This is a genomic window from Pseudomonas sp. J452 (genome assembly GCF_024666525.1).
Classification (GTDB): Bacteria; Pseudomonadota; Gammaproteobacteria; order Pseudomonadales; family Pseudomonadaceae; genus Aquipseudomonas.
The window spans coordinates 1,370,872-1,384,861 of sequence record NZ_CP088294.1 but is presented as its reverse complement, the minus strand read 5'-3'; the positions used below and the strand labels follow the sequence as shown (position 1 = coordinate 1,384,861).

14 protein-coding genes are annotated in these 13,990 nt (G+C 65.6%); 10 read left to right on the top strand and 4 right to left on the bottom strand.

From position 1 onward, the window contains the following. Positions 1–207: 207 nt before the first annotated feature. Genes rpoZ through LRS11_RS06185 form a run of 4 tightly spaced genes read left to right on the top strand, consistent with a single transcriptional unit; the run spans position 208 to position 3,835 of the window. Complete coding sequence (rpoZ, locus tag LRS11_RS06200) at positions 208–471, top strand: DNA-directed RNA polymerase subunit omega (protein WP_260496006.1); 264 nt, start codon at positions 208–210, stop codon at positions 469–471. 57 nt (positions 472–528) lie between these two features. Beyond that, positions 529–2,637, top strand: coding sequence for a bifunctional GTP diphosphokinase/guanosine-3',5'-bis pyrophosphate 3'-pyrophosphohydrolase (gene spoT, locus LRS11_RS06195; RefSeq protein ID WP_260496005.1), 2,109 nt, complete (start codon positions 529–531; stop codon positions 2,635–2,637). 57 nt (positions 2,638–2,694) lie between these two features. Beyond that, the gene (locus tag LRS11_RS06190) at positions 2,695–3,075 is read left to right on the top strand and encodes a RidA family protein (protein WP_182832467.1); all 381 of its coding nucleotides are present in this window, start codon (positions 2,695–2,697) and stop codon (positions 3,073–3,075) included. A 25-nt stretch (positions 3,076–3,100) separates the two neighbouring features. Next, positions 3,101–3,835, top strand: a complete 735-nt coding sequence (locus LRS11_RS06185; protein ID WP_260496004.1) for a hypothetical protein — start codon at positions 3,101–3,103, stop codon at positions 3,833–3,835. A gap of 282 nt (positions 3,836–4,117) precedes the next feature. On the opposite strand, the gene LRS11_RS06180 is transcribed toward LRS11_RS06185, so the two are convergent. Further along, on the bottom strand, positions 4,118–4,975 hold the full coding sequence (locus tag LRS11_RS06180; protein ID WP_260496003.1) for an SDR family oxidoreductase: 858 nt from the start codon (positions 4,973–4,975) through the stop codon (positions 4,118–4,120). A gap of 188 nt (positions 4,976–5,163) precedes the next feature. Between LRS11_RS06180 and exbB the strand changes: the two genes are divergently transcribed. From exbB to LRS11_RS06150, 6 genes are all read left to right on the top strand, one after another. Continuing rightward, positions 5,164–6,255: a tonB-system energizer ExbB gene (gene exbB / locus LRS11_RS06175; RefSeq protein ID WP_260496002.1), complete on the top strand. Its 1,092-nt coding sequence runs from the start codon at positions 5,164–5,166 to the stop codon at positions 6,253–6,255. A gap of 4 nt (positions 6,256–6,259) precedes the next feature. Beyond that, the gene (exbD, locus tag LRS11_RS06170; RefSeq protein WP_260496001.1) at positions 6,260–6,685 is read left to right on the top strand and encodes a TonB system transport protein ExbD; all 426 of its coding nucleotides are present in this window, start codon (positions 6,260–6,262) and stop codon (positions 6,683–6,685) included. Beyond that, on the top strand, positions 6,682–7,410 hold the full coding sequence (locus LRS11_RS06165; RefSeq protein WP_173211057.1) for an energy transducer TonB: 729 nt from the start codon (positions 6,682–6,684) through the stop codon (positions 7,408–7,410). Before exbD ends, LRS11_RS06165 begins: the two co-directional genes overlap by 4 nt. 309 nt (positions 7,411–7,719) lie before the next feature. Beyond that, entirely contained in the window at positions 7,720–8,649 is a 930-nt protein-coding gene (locus LRS11_RS06160; protein WP_260496000.1) for a hydrogen peroxide-inducible genes activator, read from the top strand. Further along, entirely contained in the window at positions 8,646–10,721 is a 2,076-nt protein-coding gene (gene recG / locus LRS11_RS06155; RefSeq protein ID WP_260495999.1) for an ATP-dependent DNA helicase RecG, read from the top strand. Before LRS11_RS06160 ends, recG begins: the two co-directional genes overlap by 4 nt. Positions 10,722–10,824: 103 nt before the next feature. Further along, positions 10,825–12,234 carry an aminoacyl-tRNA deacylase and HDOD domain-containing protein gene (locus LRS11_RS06150; protein ID WP_260495998.1) on the top strand — a complete coding sequence of 470 codons (1,410 nt, stop codon included), beginning with the start codon at positions 10,825–10,827 and terminating at the stop codon, positions 12,232–12,234. A gap of 174 nt (positions 12,235–12,408) precedes the next feature. Here LRS11_RS06150 and LRS11_RS06145 read toward each other — a convergent pair whose 3' ends face one another. The 3 genes from LRS11_RS06145 to LRS11_RS06135 form a co-directional block, all read right to left on the bottom strand. Further along, positions 12,409–13,140 (bottom strand): hypothetical protein, encoded by a 732-nt coding sequence (locus LRS11_RS06145; RefSeq protein WP_260495997.1) that lies wholly within the window; start codon positions 13,138–13,140, stop codon positions 12,409–12,411. Between the two features lie 41 nt (positions 13,141–13,181). After that, positions 13,182–13,577: an SCP2 sterol-binding domain-containing protein gene (locus tag LRS11_RS06140; RefSeq protein ID WP_182832477.1), complete on the bottom strand. Its 396-nt coding sequence runs from the start codon at positions 13,575–13,577 to the stop codon at positions 13,182–13,184. A gap of 123 nt (positions 13,578–13,700) precedes the next feature. Then, entirely contained in the window at positions 13,701–13,973 is a 273-nt protein-coding gene (locus LRS11_RS06135; protein ID WP_160077751.1) for an HU family DNA-binding protein, read from the bottom strand. Between the last annotated feature and the right edge of the window lie 17 nt (positions 13,974–13,990).

Here is a 13,990-nt window from a genome sequence, read left to right as displayed (position 1 = left end):
GTCATTTGGCTCGCCAAACTCCCTCGTTTTCACGCTGCGCGCCTTGTTTCGCACGCCCCGCGACGCTCTCGCGACGGCCTTCGACTTTTCACAGCCTCTGACCCGGGAAAATCAGTGCTTCCCTTAATGCTGGTGATTTTTTAGACTATTCAGTCCGCTCGCCCATTTGGGCCCAGCTCTTTATCTGCATTTGCTACGAGGAACACCATGGCCCGCGTTACCGTTGAAGATTGCCTGGACAACGTCGATAACCGCTTCGAGCTGGTCATGCTCGCCACCAAGCGCTCGCGTCAGCTGGCCACCGGCGGCAAAGAGCCGAAAGTGGCGTGGGAAAACGACAAGCCGACCGTAGTCGCCCTGCGCGAAATCGCTGCCGGCCTGGTCAACTATGACGTCATCGCTCAAGACGACCTGGTTGAAGAAGAGCCGTTCTTCGCCGCTCTCGAGGACGAGGCCAACGAGCCTCTGTAAGAGCATGGGTCGAAGTCGCGCGACTCGCTGTCAGCCCGTGCGGCAAGGGGTGCTACCTTGCCGAGCATAGACTCACTCGCCGAACGCCTTTCGACCTACCTCGGCCCGGATCAGGTCAACCTGGTCCGCCGCGCCTACTTCTACGCCGAGCAAGCCCACGATGGCCAGCGCCGCCGCAGCGGCGAAGCCTACGTCACCCATCCGCTCGCCGTCGCCAGCATCCTCGCCGACATGCACATGGACCATCAGAGCCTGATGGCCGCAATGCTGCATGATGTGATCGAGGACACCGGCATCGCCAAGGAAGCCCTCACCTCGCAGTTCGGCGAGACCGTTTCCGAACTGGTCGACGGGGTCAGCAAGCTGACCCAGATGAACTTCGAAACCAAGGCCGAAGCCCAGGCCGAGAACTTCCAGAAGATGGCCATGGCCATGGCCCGCGACATCCGCGTGATCCTGGTCAAGCTGGCCGACCGCTTGCACAACATGCGCACCCTGGAAGTGCTGTCCGGCGAGAAGCGCCGGCGCATCGCCAAGGAAACCCTGGAAATCTACGCGCCTATCGCCAACCGGCTGGGCATGCACAGCATGCGCGTGGAATTCGAAGACCTCGGCTTCAAGGCCATGCACCCGATGCGTTCCGAGCGCATCCGCACCGCAGTCAAGCGCGCCCGCGGCAACCGCAAGGAAATCGTCAACAAGATCGAGGAATCGATCACCCACTGCCTCGAACGCGAAGGCATGCAGGGCGTGGTGATCGGCCGCGAGAAGCACCTCTATAGCATCTACCAGAAGATGCGTGGCAAGCGCCGGGCGTTCAACGAGATCATGGACGTCTACGCCTTCCGCATCATCGTCGACAAGGTCGACACCTGCTACCGCGTGCTCGGCGCCGTGCACAACCTTTACAAGCCCCTGCCCGGGCGCTTCAAGGATTACATCGCGATTCCCAAGGCCAACGGCTACCAGTCGCTGCACACCACCCTGTTCGGCATGCACGGCGTACCGATCGAGATCCAGATCCGCACCCGCGAGATGGAAGAGCTGGCCAACAACGGCATCGCCGCCCACTGGCTGTACAAGTCCAGCGAGGACGAGCAGCCCAAGGGCAGCCACGCCCGCGCACGGCAGTGGGTAAAGGGCATCCTCGAACTGCAGCAGCGCGCCGGCAACTCGCTGGAATTTATCGAGAGCGTGAAGATCGACCTGTTCCCGGACGAGGTCTACGTGTTCACGCCCAAGGGCCGCATCATGGAGCTGCCGAAAGGCTCCACCGCGGTCGACTTCGCCTACGCGGTGCACACCGACGTCGGCAACAGCTGCATCGCCTGCCGCATCAACCGCCGTCTGGCGCCACTGTCGCAGGCCCTGGAAAGCGGCTCGACAGTGGAGATCGTCACCGCACCCGGTGCGCGGCCGAATCCGGCCTGGCTCAACTTCGTGGTCACCGGCAAGGCGCGTACGCACATCCGTCATGCCCTCAAGCTGCAGCGCCGTTCGGAGTCGATCAACCTCGGCGAGCGCCTGCTGAACAAGGTGCTCACCAGCTTCGCCAGCCACCTGGAAAAGGTGCCGGCCGAGCGCGTGCAGGCGGTGCTCGGCGAATATCGCCTGGAAATCATCGAAGACCTGCTGGAAGACATCGGCCTGGGCAACCGCATGGCCTACGTGGTGGCCCGCCGCCTTCTCAGCGAAGGCAACGACCAGCTGCCGAGCGCCGAAGGCCCGCTGGCCATCCGCGGTACCGAAGGCCTGGTGCTGAGCTACGCCAAGTGCTGCACGCCGATCCCCGGCGACCCGATCGTCGGCTACCTGTCGGCCGGCAAGGGCATGGTGGTGCACCTGGACAGCTGCAAGAACATCAGCGAGATCCGCCACAACCCGGAAAAATGCATCCAGCTCAACTGGGCCAAGGATGTTACCGGCGAATTCAACGTCGAACTGCGCGTCGAACTGGAGCACCAGCGTGGCCTGATCGCCCTGCTGGCCAGCAGCGTGAATGCCGCCGACGGCAATATCGAGAAGATCAGCATGGACGAGCGCGATGGCCGCATCAGCGTGATCCAGCTGGTAGTCAGCGTGCACGACCGCGTACACCTGGCTCGCGTGATCAAGAAACTGCGCGCCCTCACCGGCGTGATCCGCATCACCCGCATGCGCGCCTGACCCCTTTCTGCCGCGGCCAACAGGCTGCGCCACCCGATCAATAACAAGGAGCTCACCATGAGCAAGAGCGTCATCAGCAGCGACAAGGCCCCGGCGGCCATCGGCACCTACTCCCAGGCGATCAAGGCCGGCAACACCGTGTACCTGTCCGGGCAGATTCCGCTGGACCCGAAAACCATGGAGCTGGTGCAGGGCTTCGAGGAGCAGACCGTGCAGGTGTTCGAGAACCTCAAGGCGGTGATCGAAGCGGCCGGCGGCTCGTTCCAGGACGTGGTCAAGCTGAACATCTTCCTCACCGACCTCAGCCACTTCGCCAAGGTCAACGAAGTCATGGGCCGCTACTTCCAGCAGCCTTACCCGGCCCGTGCCGCTATCGGCGTGGCCGCCCTGCCGCGCGGCGCACTGGTGGAAATGGACGGAATCCTGGTCATCGACTGATCCCGCCGTGCGAAGGAATCCCGCCATGCGTCGCCTGCTTGCCCTCACCTGCTGCTTCAGCCTGCTCACCGGTTGCGCCGGCCAGGCCGCCAGCCCGGACGGTATCTGGATCAACCAGCCGTTGATCGATGCCGCCCGCGAAGGCGGCCCGCTGCGCGAAGCGCTGCTGGCCTATGGGCCGAACCTGGAATGGCAGGTCGACAGCCAGCGCGGCATGGCTACCTACAGCAACGGCTTCGAGCTGGGCGAAGGCCAACTGGTGGCGCTGGAACCGGGCCACTGGCGGGTCGACTACCAGGGTGATTACCACGAGCGGCTCAGTCTGGACGATGAGCAACTGGTGCAGGTCGCCAACAGCAATGGCCCGGAGCAGCGCTTCAGCAAACCGCAGCAGCCCGCCACGGCCGGCGCACCGCTGGGCAGCAGCTTCGAGGCGGCGCTGTACCAGGCCTACCTGGGCGGCAGCTGGAAGATCCGCGAAGGTCTCGGCAAAGGCGGCCTGGTGCTGTTCCACCCGGATGGCCGCATCGAAGGCCTGCCCGGCGCCGAGCGTTACGCCCTGTGCCTGGCTGGCGACTGCGCCTCGATGAGCGGCGAACACGACAGTCTGTGGCTGCAACTCGGCGAGCAGGGCAGCCCATGGCTGTTCCAGCGCGACGGCGAGCAGCTGCGCATCCTCGAAGCCGTCAACCGCGCCCAAGTAGATGAAGTGCCGGAGTATCAGCCGGGGCAGCAGGTCTGGTTGCTGGAGCGCGACTGAGAACCTGCCTAGGATCTCTTGATCGTCGGCCATGCTGCGTTGCAATTGGGCTCGGAAAGTCGCTTGCGACTAACGCGCTTTAGCGTGGCCCGAAGGGCGAGCAAAGCGAGTACTGCTCATTTACAGCTCGTAAACTCCGCGCCCTCGCCCAATTGCGCCTTGCCTGGCTCTAGCTCAAAAGATCCTAAACAGATTCTTGAGCCCCCGACCCTCGTAGCCCGGATGCAATCCGGAGCGGACCTCAACCTGGCACCCCCTCCCGGATTGCATCCGGGCTACGTCTTATTCGTCCTTGAGCAACGCCGCATAGCCTTCACGATAACTGGGGTACTGCGGTACCCAGCCCAGCGCCCGCGCTCGCACATTGCTGCAGCGCTTGCTGCCGGAACGGCGCACCGTACTCTGCTCGGACCAGTGACTGACGCCCAGCTGTGCGCGCAACCAGCCGACCACTTCATGCAGCGGCGCCGGCTCGTCGTCGACGCCGATATAGCAGTCGGCCAGCGCCACGCCGCCGGCATCCGCCTGTAACAGGAAGGCCAGCAGCCCGGCCGCATCGTCGGCATGGATGCGGTTGCCATACAGCGGCGGCTCGCTAACCACCCGATAACCCTCGCGCGCCTGTTTCAGCAGCCAGTTGCGCCCCGGCCCGTAGATGCCGGTCAGGCGCAGCGTGGTCGCCGGCAGGCCGCTGGCCAGCGCCAGGTGTTCGGCCTCGCGCATGATCCGCGCCGAGTAACTTTGCGCCTCGGCCGGAGACTCCTCGTCAATCCACTCGCCGTCCTGCTGGCCATACACCCCGCTGCTGGAGACGAACAGCAGGCGCTTGGGCCGCTGGCCATGCTCGGCCAGCCAGCCCAGCACATGACGCAGACCCTCCACGTAGGCTGCGCGGTAGCCCGCCTCGTCGTGCTGGCTGGGCGTGGCGCAATACACCAGATAGTCCAGGGCGCCCTGCGGCCAGGTCGCCGGGCAGGCCGCCAGCTGCAGGTCAGCGGCGACCGGCAGAACAGCCGCTGGCAATTGTGTGACATCACGCCGCAAGCCATACACCGTCCAGGCGGCCATAATCAGTCGTTGGGCCAGACGGCCACCGACATCACCGCAGCCGGCGATCAGCAAGGAAGGATGGGCAGACATGGCGCAACTCCGTCGAAGAGGACGCCCAGCCTAGCGGCAGAGCCCTCGCTGGCCAAGCGCCTGAGATGTAAATGCGAATTACTCTTTTGTTAACAAGAATTACTTGCAATAATGCCGGCAGTTTTTCTCCACCGCACCCAGCCCGTCGGTGGCCGTTAACGCTCTTTCCCTCTTCAGGTCCGGCCAGCATGAACTCATTCGCCCACTCCGCTCAGCCAACCGTCGCACATGCCCTGCGCCTGTGCCTGGCACTGTTGTTCAGCCTGCTGCCAACCCTCGCTTTTGCCGAGGAGCCGGCACCAGCAAACAGTGCGGCCAGCGCGCAAGCCGTCAGCAGCACTCCAACAGCCACCCCGGAACTGCCGGCAGCCACCGAAGATGTGCGCCTGACGGCCCTGCGCGAGAAGATCGCCGCCCTCGGCGAGCAAGCCACCCCCGAGCAGATCGGCGCGGTGCAACAGCAGTTTATGGTAGAGAACGGCATCGCCACTGAAGACGCGCAGAAACTGGTCAGCACCCTGCAGGAGCTGGACGCGCTTGGCCAGGCACTGGCCGCCGCCGAAGAAGAAGGCCTGGTCCACGACCTGTCGCCCTGGGGCATGTATCAGAACGCCGATATCGTGGTGAAAAGCGTGATGATCGGCCTGGTCCTCGCCTCGATCCTGACCTGGACCGTATGGGTGTCCAAGAGCATCGAGCTGGTCACCGCACGCCGTCGCCTGCAGCGCGAGCTGCTCGATCTCAAGGGCGCACGCAACCTGATCCAGGCCGCCGAGCAGGCCCGCGCCAAGCACAGCTTCAGCGCCCTGCTGATCGACGACGCCCGCGAGGAGCTGAAGCTCTCCGCCGGCAGCAAGGAGAAGGACGGCATCAAGGAGCGTGTCAGCTTCCGCCTCGAACGCCTGGTCGCCGCCTGCGGCCGCGAGATGAGCAAGGGCACCGGCGTGCTCGCCACCATCGGTTCCACCGCGCCTTTCGTCGGCCTGTTCGGCACCGTGTGGGGCATCATGAACAGCTTCATCGGCATCGCCAAATCGCAGACCACCAACCTCGCCGTGGTTGCCCCGGGCATCGCCGAAGCCCTGTTGGCTACCGCCCTGGGCCTGGTCGCGGCGATTCCCGCGGTGATCATCTACAACGTCTTCGCCCGCTCCATCGCCAGCTACAAGGCCCAGGTCGCCGATGCCTCGGCCCAGGTGCTGCTGCTGGTCAGCCGCGACCTCGACCTGCCACAGGTCAGCGAGCGCAGCGCGCAACCGCACATGGTCAAGGCGGTCTGACGCCATGGGTCTGCATCTGAACGAAGGTGGCGACGATCTCCAGGAAAACCACGAGATCAACGTCACCCCCTTTATCGACGTGATGCTGGTGCTGCTGATCATCTTCATGGTCGCCGCCCCGCTAGCCACCGTCGATGTGAAAATCGACCTGCCGGCCTCCAGCGCCAAACCGGCGCCACGCCCGGACAAGCCGATCTACCTGAGCATCAAGGAAGACAACAGCCTGTTCCTCGACAACGAGCAGGTCGACCCGGCGGTGCTCGGCGCGACCCTGGACAAGCTGACCCAGGCCGACAAGGACAAGACCATCTTCGTCCGTGGCGACAAGGGCGTGGATTACGCCGATCTGATGGGCGTGATGGATAACCTGCGCGGTGCCGGTTACCTGAAGATCGGCCTGGTCGGTCTGGAAACGGTCGGCGGCCAATGAGTAACAGCGTTCGCAAGCTGCCGCTGTGGAGCGTCAGCCTGATCATCGTGCTCGCCTTGCATGCCGGCCTGTTCATCTGGGCCCTGTACTGGCGCCCGGCGGCCATACCGCTGGAGCTGCCGCCAGCCGCCATGCTGATCGAGCTGGAACCGCTGGCCGCCGCACCCAAACCGGCCCCGCCACCGCCGCCGGAGATCCAGCCGGAGGAGCCTGAACCGCAACCCAAGCTGGTCGAAGCGCCTAAGCCCAAGCTGGCCATCGCACCGCCCAAGCCCAAGCCCAAGCCACGTCCGCCCCAGCCGGTTGCGCCCAAACCGCAGGCCAAGCCCGCGGACAACCCGCCGCAGGAAACCCCACCGGCACCGATTGCCGCGGCCGATGCCAAGCCGGCTGCGCCGCAACAGGCCGCCGTGAGCGCACCCAGCAAGGCCGAGATCAGCTGGCAGAGCAAACTGCTTAGCCACCTGAGCCGCTACAAGCGCTACCCGGAAGACGCCCGCCGCCGCGGCTTCGAAGGTACGGTGCGCCTGCGCTTCGTGCTCGACGGCAAGGGCAAGGTGCTCTCCTACGCCCTCGCCGGCCGCTCCGGCAGCGCCTCGCTGGATCGTGCCACCCTGGAGATGATCCGCCGCGCCCAGCCACTGCCGGCGCCACCCGCGGAAATGCTGCAGAACGGCCAGCTGGAGATCGTCGCGCCCTTCGTCTATTCCCTCGATCGCCGCTAAGCGCCTAGTCAGGTTGGATCGCGCCTCATCGATCCACCGAGCGGCGCCGTGGTGGATGAAAAAAGCGTCATCCACGGCCTGATCCTGTAGGAGCCAGCTTGCTGGCGATACGCAGACAGCGTCCGCCGATCGCCAGCAAGCTGGCTCCTACAAAAGCTTGTGCTGAATATCTACAGACTGTGCGCACCACAAACGGCAAACGAGCATTCCGGCGCGCACAGCGCACCCGGGATATCAGCAGACCTTGTGAGCAGTTGGTTCCATTGAATACAGCGGCTATGCTTGGCCGCATCTCAATGGACTCAGACTATGACCCTCACCGAACTGCGCTACATCGTCACCCTGGCCCAGGAACAGCACTTCGGCCGGGCCGCTGAGAAGTGCCATGTCAGCCAGCCGACCCTCTCGGTGGGGGTGAAGAAGCTCGAGGACGAGCTCGGCGTGCTGATCTTCGAACGCAGCAAGAGCGCGGTGCGCCTGACTCCGGTCGGTGAGGGCATCGTCACCCAGGCGCAGAAGGTGCTGGAGCAGGCCCAAGGCATCCGCGAGCTGGCCCAGGCCGGCAAGAACCAGCTGACCGCGCCGCTGAAGATCGGCGCCATCTACACCATCGGCCCCTACCTGTTCCCGCACCTGATCCCGCAGCTGCATCGGGTCGCCCCGGACATGCCGCTGTATATCGAAGAGAACTTCACCCACATCCTGCGCGACAAGCTGCGCACCGGCGAGCTGGACGCGATCATCATCGCCCTGCCGTTCCACGAAGCCGATGTGCTGACCAAGCCACTGTACGACGAACCCTTCTACGTGCTGATGCCCGCCGGCCACCCCTGGACCGCCAAGGAGCACATCGACGCCAGCCTGCTGAATGACAAGAGCCTGCTCCTGCTCGGCGAAGGCCACTGCTTCCGCGACCAGGTGCTGGAGGCCTGCCCGGCCACGCGCAAGACCGACGAGAACAAGCACACCACCATCGAGTCCAGCTCGCTGGAAACCATCCGCCACATGGTGGCCTCGGGCCTGGGTATCTCGATCCTGCCGTTCACCGCGGTGGACAGCCACCACTACGCCCCCGGCATCATCGAAGTGCGCCCGCTGACCCCGCCAGTGCCCTACCGCACGGTGGCCATCGCCTGGCGCGCCAGCTTCCCGCGACCGAAGGCGATCGAGATCCTCGCCGACTCGATCCGCCTGTGCTCGGTGGCCGCCCGCCCGCAAGGTGAAGCGCTGCCGGCATGAGCGAGCTGGCTCAGGTCCCGGTCACCGCACTCAAGGGAGTGGGCGCGGCGCTGGCGGAAAAACTCGCCAAGGTCGGCCTGGAAACCCTGCAGGACGTGCTGTTCCACCTGCCCCTGCGTTATCAGGACCGTACCCGCGTGGTGCCGATCGGCGCCCTGCGCCCCGGCCAGGACGCAGTGATCGAGGGTGTAGTGGCCGGCGCCGATATCGTCATGGGCAAGCGGCGTAGCCTGCTGGTGCGCCTGCAGGACGGCAGCGGCACCCTCAGCCTGCGCTTCTACCATTTCAGCCAGGCACAGAAAGACGGCCTCAAGCGCGGCACCCATGTGCGCTGCTACGGCGAGGCGCGCCCCGGTGCCTCCGGCCTGGAAATCTATCACCCGGAATACCGCGCCCTCGGCGCCGATGAAGTGGCGCCGGTCGAGCAGACCCTGACGCCCATCTATCCGACCACCGAAGGCCTCACCCAGCAGCGCCTGCGCAGCCTCAGCCAACTGGCCCTGGCCCGTCTCGGCCCGCACAGCCTACCCGACTGGTTACCTGCCGAACTGGCCCGCGACTACCGCCTCGGCCCGCTGGACCAGGCGATCCGCTACCTGCACCGGCCGCCGCCGGATGCCGACCTGGAAGAACTGGCCGAGGGCCGCCACTGGGCGCAGCACCGCCTGGCCTTCGAAGAACTGCTGACCCATCAGCTATCGCTGCAGCGCCTGCGCGAGCAGGTACGCGCCCAGCAGGCACCGCGCCTGCCGCTGGCCAAGCGCCTGCCGCAGCTGTTCCTACAGAATCTCGGTTTCGCCCCCACCGGCGCCCAGCAGCGGGTCGGCGCGGAGATCGCCTACGACCTGAGCCAGGACGAGCCGATGCTGCGCCTGGTGCAGGGCGACGTCGGCGCCGGCAAGACGGTGGTCGCCGCCCTGGCCGCCCTGCAGGCGCTGGAGGCCGGCTACCAGGTGGCGCTGATGGCGCCCACCGAGATTCTTGCCGAGCAGCACTTCCTCAATTTCTCACGCTGGCTGGCGCCGCTGGGCATCGAGGTCGCCTGGCTGGCCGGCAAGCTCAAGGGCAAGGCGCGCACCGTCGCCCTGGAGCAGATCGCCACCGGCACGCCGATGGTGGTCGGCACCCACGCGCTGTTCCAGGACGAAGTGCGCTTCCAGCGCCTGGCCCTGGCGATCATCGACGAGCAGCACCGCTTCGGCGTGCAGCAGCGCCTGGCCCTGCGGCAGAAAGGTATCGACGGGCGCCTGTGCCCGCACCAGCTGATCATGACCGCCACGCCGATCCCGCGGACCCTGGCGATGAGCGCCTACGCCGACCTCGACACCTCGATCCTCGACGAGCTGCCGCCCGGCCGCACCCCGGTCAACACCCTGGTGATCGCCGACAGCCGCCGCATCGAAGTGGTCGAGCGGGTGCGCGCCGCCTGCCGTGAGGGGCGCCAGGCTTACTGGGTGTGCACGCTGATCGAGGAATCCGAGGAACTCACCTGCCAAGCCGCCGAGACCAGCTTCGAGGAGCTGTCCAGTGCGCTCGGCGAGCTGCGCGTCGGCCTGATTCACGGGCGCATGAAACCGGCCGAAAAGGCCGCGGTGATGGACGAATTCAAGCAGGGTCGCCTGCAGCTACTGGTGGCGACCACGGTGATCGAGGTCGGCGTCGACGTACCTAACGCCAGCCTGATGATCATCGAGAACCCCGAGCGCCTCGGCCTGGCCCAGCTGCACCAGCTGCGCGGCCGGGTCGGCCGCGGCAGCGCGGCCAGCCATTGCGTGCTGCTCTATCACGCACCGCTGTCGCAGATGGGCCGCGAGCGCCTGGCGATCATGCGCGAGACCTGCGACGGTTTCGTCATCGCCGAAAAGGATCTGGAACTCAGAGGGCCGGGTGAGATGCTCGGCACCCGCCAGACCGGCCTGTTGCAGTTCAAGGTGGCCGACCTGATGCGTGACGCCGACCTGCTGCCGGCCGTGCGCGACGCCGCGCAGAGCCTGCTGCAGCACTGGCCGCAGCACGTCAGCCCACTGCTCGAACGCTGGTTGCGGCATGGCCAGCAATATGGCCAAGTGTGAGCCAGTCGACAAAGCGCCACTGGTCACCTGTCAGGCGGCGCCTACGTGCCCACGGGTGGCTGGTTATACTCCTTGCCAGTAGTTCCCTAGCCGGATGTAGACCATGACCGAAGTTGCTCTCGCCCCCGACTCTGCGCCGCGCCCGCCGGCGGTGATTCTTCAGCTTCTGGAAAAGCTCGGCGTGACCTGCACGGTGCGCCACGAACACCCCGCCCTGCCAGCCGAACGCCGGGTGCAAGCGGCACTGCTCTACGACGCCGTCGGCGCCCTGCTGGTGCTGTTCCCCCAGGATCAACTGCTCGACCTCAATCGCCTGGCCGAGCTGACCGGGCGCAAACTGGCCGCAGTCAAGCCCGAACGCCTGGAACGCATGCTGGCCAAGCACAGCCTCGGCCTGCTGCCCGGCCTGCCGCCCCTGACCAGCTCGCCGTGCCTGTATGACGAGCGCCTGCTGCGCGTCGACAGCCTGCTGATCGAGTCCGGGACCCCTGGGGTGCTGCTGGAGATCGCCAGCGACGCCTACAAGAACATTCTCCTGGCCAAGGCCAGCGCCGCCCGCTTCGGCGAACCGGTGGCCCGTATCCAGCTCAACCTCGATCGCCCCGACGACGACCGCGCAGAAATCACCCAGGCCGTGCAGGCCTTCACCGCCCGCCGCATCCAGCAACGCCTGGAAGAAACCATCGAGATCCCGCCGCTGCCGGAAACCGCGCAGAAGATCATCAAGCTGCGCGTCGACCCGGACGCCACGGTGGACGACATCACCGGCGTGGTCGAGACCGACCCGGCGCTGGCCGCCCAGGTGGTCAGCTGGGCCGCCTCGCCCTACTACGCCGCACCCGGCAAGATCCGCTCGGTGGAAGACGCCATCGTCCGCGTGCTGGGTTTCGACCTGGTGATCAACCTGGCCCTCGGCCTGGCCCTGGGCAAGACCCTGTCCCTGCCCAAGGATCATCCGCAGCAGACCACCCCCTATTGGCAACAGGCGATCTACAGCGCCGCGGTGATCGAAGGCCTGACCCGCGCCATGCCGCGTGCGCAGCGCCCGGAAGCGGGCCTGACCTACCTCGCCGGGCTGCTGCACAACTTCGGCTACCTGGTCCTGGCGCACGTATTCCCGCCGCACTTCTCGCTGATCTGCCGACATCTGGAGGTCAACCCGCACCTGCCGGCCGGCTACATCGAGCAGCACCTGCTGGGCATCAGTCGCGAGCAGATTGGCGCCTGGCTGATGCGCTTCTGGGACATGCCGGAAGAACTGGCTACCGCCCTGCGCTTCCAGCACGATCCGGACTACGACGGCGCCCACAGCGCCTACCCGAACCTGGTCTGCCTGGCCGTCAGCCTGCTGCGTAACCGCGGCATCGGCAGCGGCCCGCAGAGCGAGATTCCGCAAGCGCTGTTCGAACGCCTGGGCATCAGCCGCGACAAGGCCGAGGATGCGCTGAACAAGGTGCTGCAGGCCGAGGTGGCGCTGCGCGAACTGGCCGCCCAGTTCAACCACCCGCACTGAGTTGCCCAACCACGAAAAAGGGGCCTGATGGCCCCTTTTTCGTTGGCTATGTCCTCATTAGATCCAGATCGCCACTTATGCAGAGCACCAAGGGCGGTCCGCACGGCGCACCAACACAAACGCACCAACAACACATAACCGGCACAGCGCTTTTTCGTAGCGGGATTTGCCAGCCTACTTGAGCTGTGCCCGCCGTGCGGCAAACACCTTGGGCAGTTGGCGAGCGCTGGCTTCCAGCACCGCGCGCACCGCCGGCTGCTCGTACAGCGCCGCATATTCGGCCAGCTGCACGCTGGGCGACTGGCGATAGGCGTAGAGCATGAACGCCTCTACACCGCTAGTGCTGGAAGCACGAATCGGCGCGATTTGCGCCGCGGTCTGCTCGCTCAGGGTCTTCTCATCGAGATTCTCGCCGCGGGCGCGCAGGGCCAGCAGGGCCTGGGTCTTGCCCACTTCATAGCGCAACAGGGTGGCCATCTCGCTGGTGTGGGCGGCCTTGTCCAGGCGCTGCACCAGCTGCAGACGCTCGCCACGCGGCGGGCGCTGCGCCAGTTGCGTGCGATAGGCCGGCAGGCCGCCATCGGCGCCCACGGCCCGCTCAGCCTCGGTGAAATGCTTGGCCAGCGGGCTGTCGAGCAGCGCCACGGCCTCGCTAAACTGCGCCTTGGGCAGCTCGGCGGCCACCCGCTTGGCCAGATCGGCGCACAGCGGCTCGGCGGCAAAGGCCTTGCCCAGCTGCTTCTGCTGCGCCGCCGACATACCGCGCTGCAGCAGTGCAGGGGTCTGCTCGCAGAGCAGCTGCACCCCGGCCAGCTCGAGCGCGCGCTTGAGGGTCGGATCGAGCGGAGCGGCTTGCACAGGCAGGCCCAGGCTCAACAGGAGGACAAACAGGGTCAGCAGTCGCATGGCCACAACTTCCGTAATCAGTCGTCGAGAACCGCCCGGACTCAGGCGGCTTTCTTGACGTCGGTCTTTTTCTTCTTCGGCATGATGTACTTGAACAGGCCCTGGAACCAGATCACCAGTGCCGGATTGCCCTGAATCTGGATGTCCTTGTTCTGGATACCCTGCATGAAGGCCAGCTGCTTGTTCTTCGCCTGCATGGTGGCGAAGCCGAAGGCGGCATCCTTGAAGCCGATGGCGAATGCCGGCTCAGCGGCCTTGCCGGCGCGGCTGCTGACGCGCTGGTTCTTGATGATGAACTGACGGGAAACCTTGCCGTCCAGGGTATGCAGCTGGAACACCAGCTCTTTGCCGGCCAGCTGCTGCTGGAATTCAGGATTGGTGCGGCTGGCCTTGGCCATCAGACGGCCCAGCATCCAGAGAAGAAAGCGGAATTTCATGGCGCAGCCTCGAATGGGGTGGAATCGGCGGCGCATTGTAGCGATTTGCGTGGCGGACTACATCCCGCACTGCAGGAGGGGGCAAAGCAATCCGGGGCCTGGCGACCCCGGCTGCGGGGGAGCTTAGTTGACGGCGTCTTTCAGCGACTTGCCCGGCTTGAAAGCCACGGTGTTGCTGGCCTTGATTTTCACCGGCTGGCCGGTTTGCGGGTTTTTCCCGGTACGCGCGCCACGATGGCGCTGCAGGAAGGTGCCGAAGCCAACCAGAGTCACGCTGTCCTTGCGGTTCAGCGCGCCGGTGATCTCTTCGAGAACGGCGTTGAGTACACGATTGGCCTGGTCTTTGGTCAGGTCAGCCTTTTCGGCGATAGCCGCGGCGAGTTCGGGTTTACGCATAGATGCCTCTTTGACGG

Bases quoted from the DNA above. Each gene is read 5' to 3' on its own strand.
- LRS11_RS06160 (WP_260496000.1), top strand. From the start codon at position 7,720: ATGACCCTCACCGAACTGCGCTACATCGTCACCCTGGCCCAGGAACAG.
- exbD (WP_260496001.1), top strand. From the start codon at position 6,260: ATGGGTCTGCATCTGAACGAAGGTGGCGACGATCTCCAGGAAAACCAC.
- LRS11_RS06150 (WP_260495998.1), top strand. From the start codon at position 10,825: ATGACCGAAGTTGCTCTCGCCCCCGACTCTGCGCCGCGCCCGCCGGCG.
- recG (WP_260495999.1), top strand. From the start codon at position 8,646: ATGAGCGAGCTGGCTCAGGTCCCGGTCACCGCACTCAAGGGAGTGGGC.
- rpoZ (WP_260496006.1), top strand. From the start codon at position 208: ATGGCCCGCGTTACCGTTGAAGATTGCCTGGACAACGTCGATAACCGC.
- LRS11_RS06190 (WP_182832467.1), top strand. From the start codon at position 2,695: ATGAGCAAGAGCGTCATCAGCAGCGACAAGGCCCCGGCGGCCATCGGC.
- LRS11_RS06165 (WP_173211057.1), top strand. From the start codon at position 6,682: ATGAGTAACAGCGTTCGCAAGCTGCCGCTGTGGAGCGTCAGCCTGATC.
- LRS11_RS06145 (WP_260495997.1), bottom strand. From the start codon at position 13,140: ATGCGACTGCTGACCCTGTTTGTCCTCCTGTTGAGCCTGGGCCTGCCT.
- exbB (WP_260496002.1), top strand. From the start codon at position 5,164: ATGAACTCATTCGCCCACTCCGCTCAGCCAACCGTCGCACATGCCCTG.
- LRS11_RS06140 (WP_182832477.1), bottom strand. From the start codon at position 13,577: ATGAAATTCCGCTTTCTTCTCTGGATGCTGGGCCGTCTGATGGCCAAG.
- LRS11_RS06180 (WP_260496003.1), bottom strand. From the start codon at position 4,975: ATGTCTGCCCATCCTTCCTTGCTGATCGCCGGCTGCGGTGATGTCGGT.
- LRS11_RS06135 (WP_160077751.1), bottom strand. From the start codon at position 13,973: ATGCGTAAACCCGAACTCGCCGCGGCTATCGCCGAAAAGGCTGACCTG.
- LRS11_RS06185 (WP_260496004.1), top strand. From the start codon at position 3,101: ATGCGTCGCCTGCTTGCCCTCACCTGCTGCTTCAGCCTGCTCACCGGT.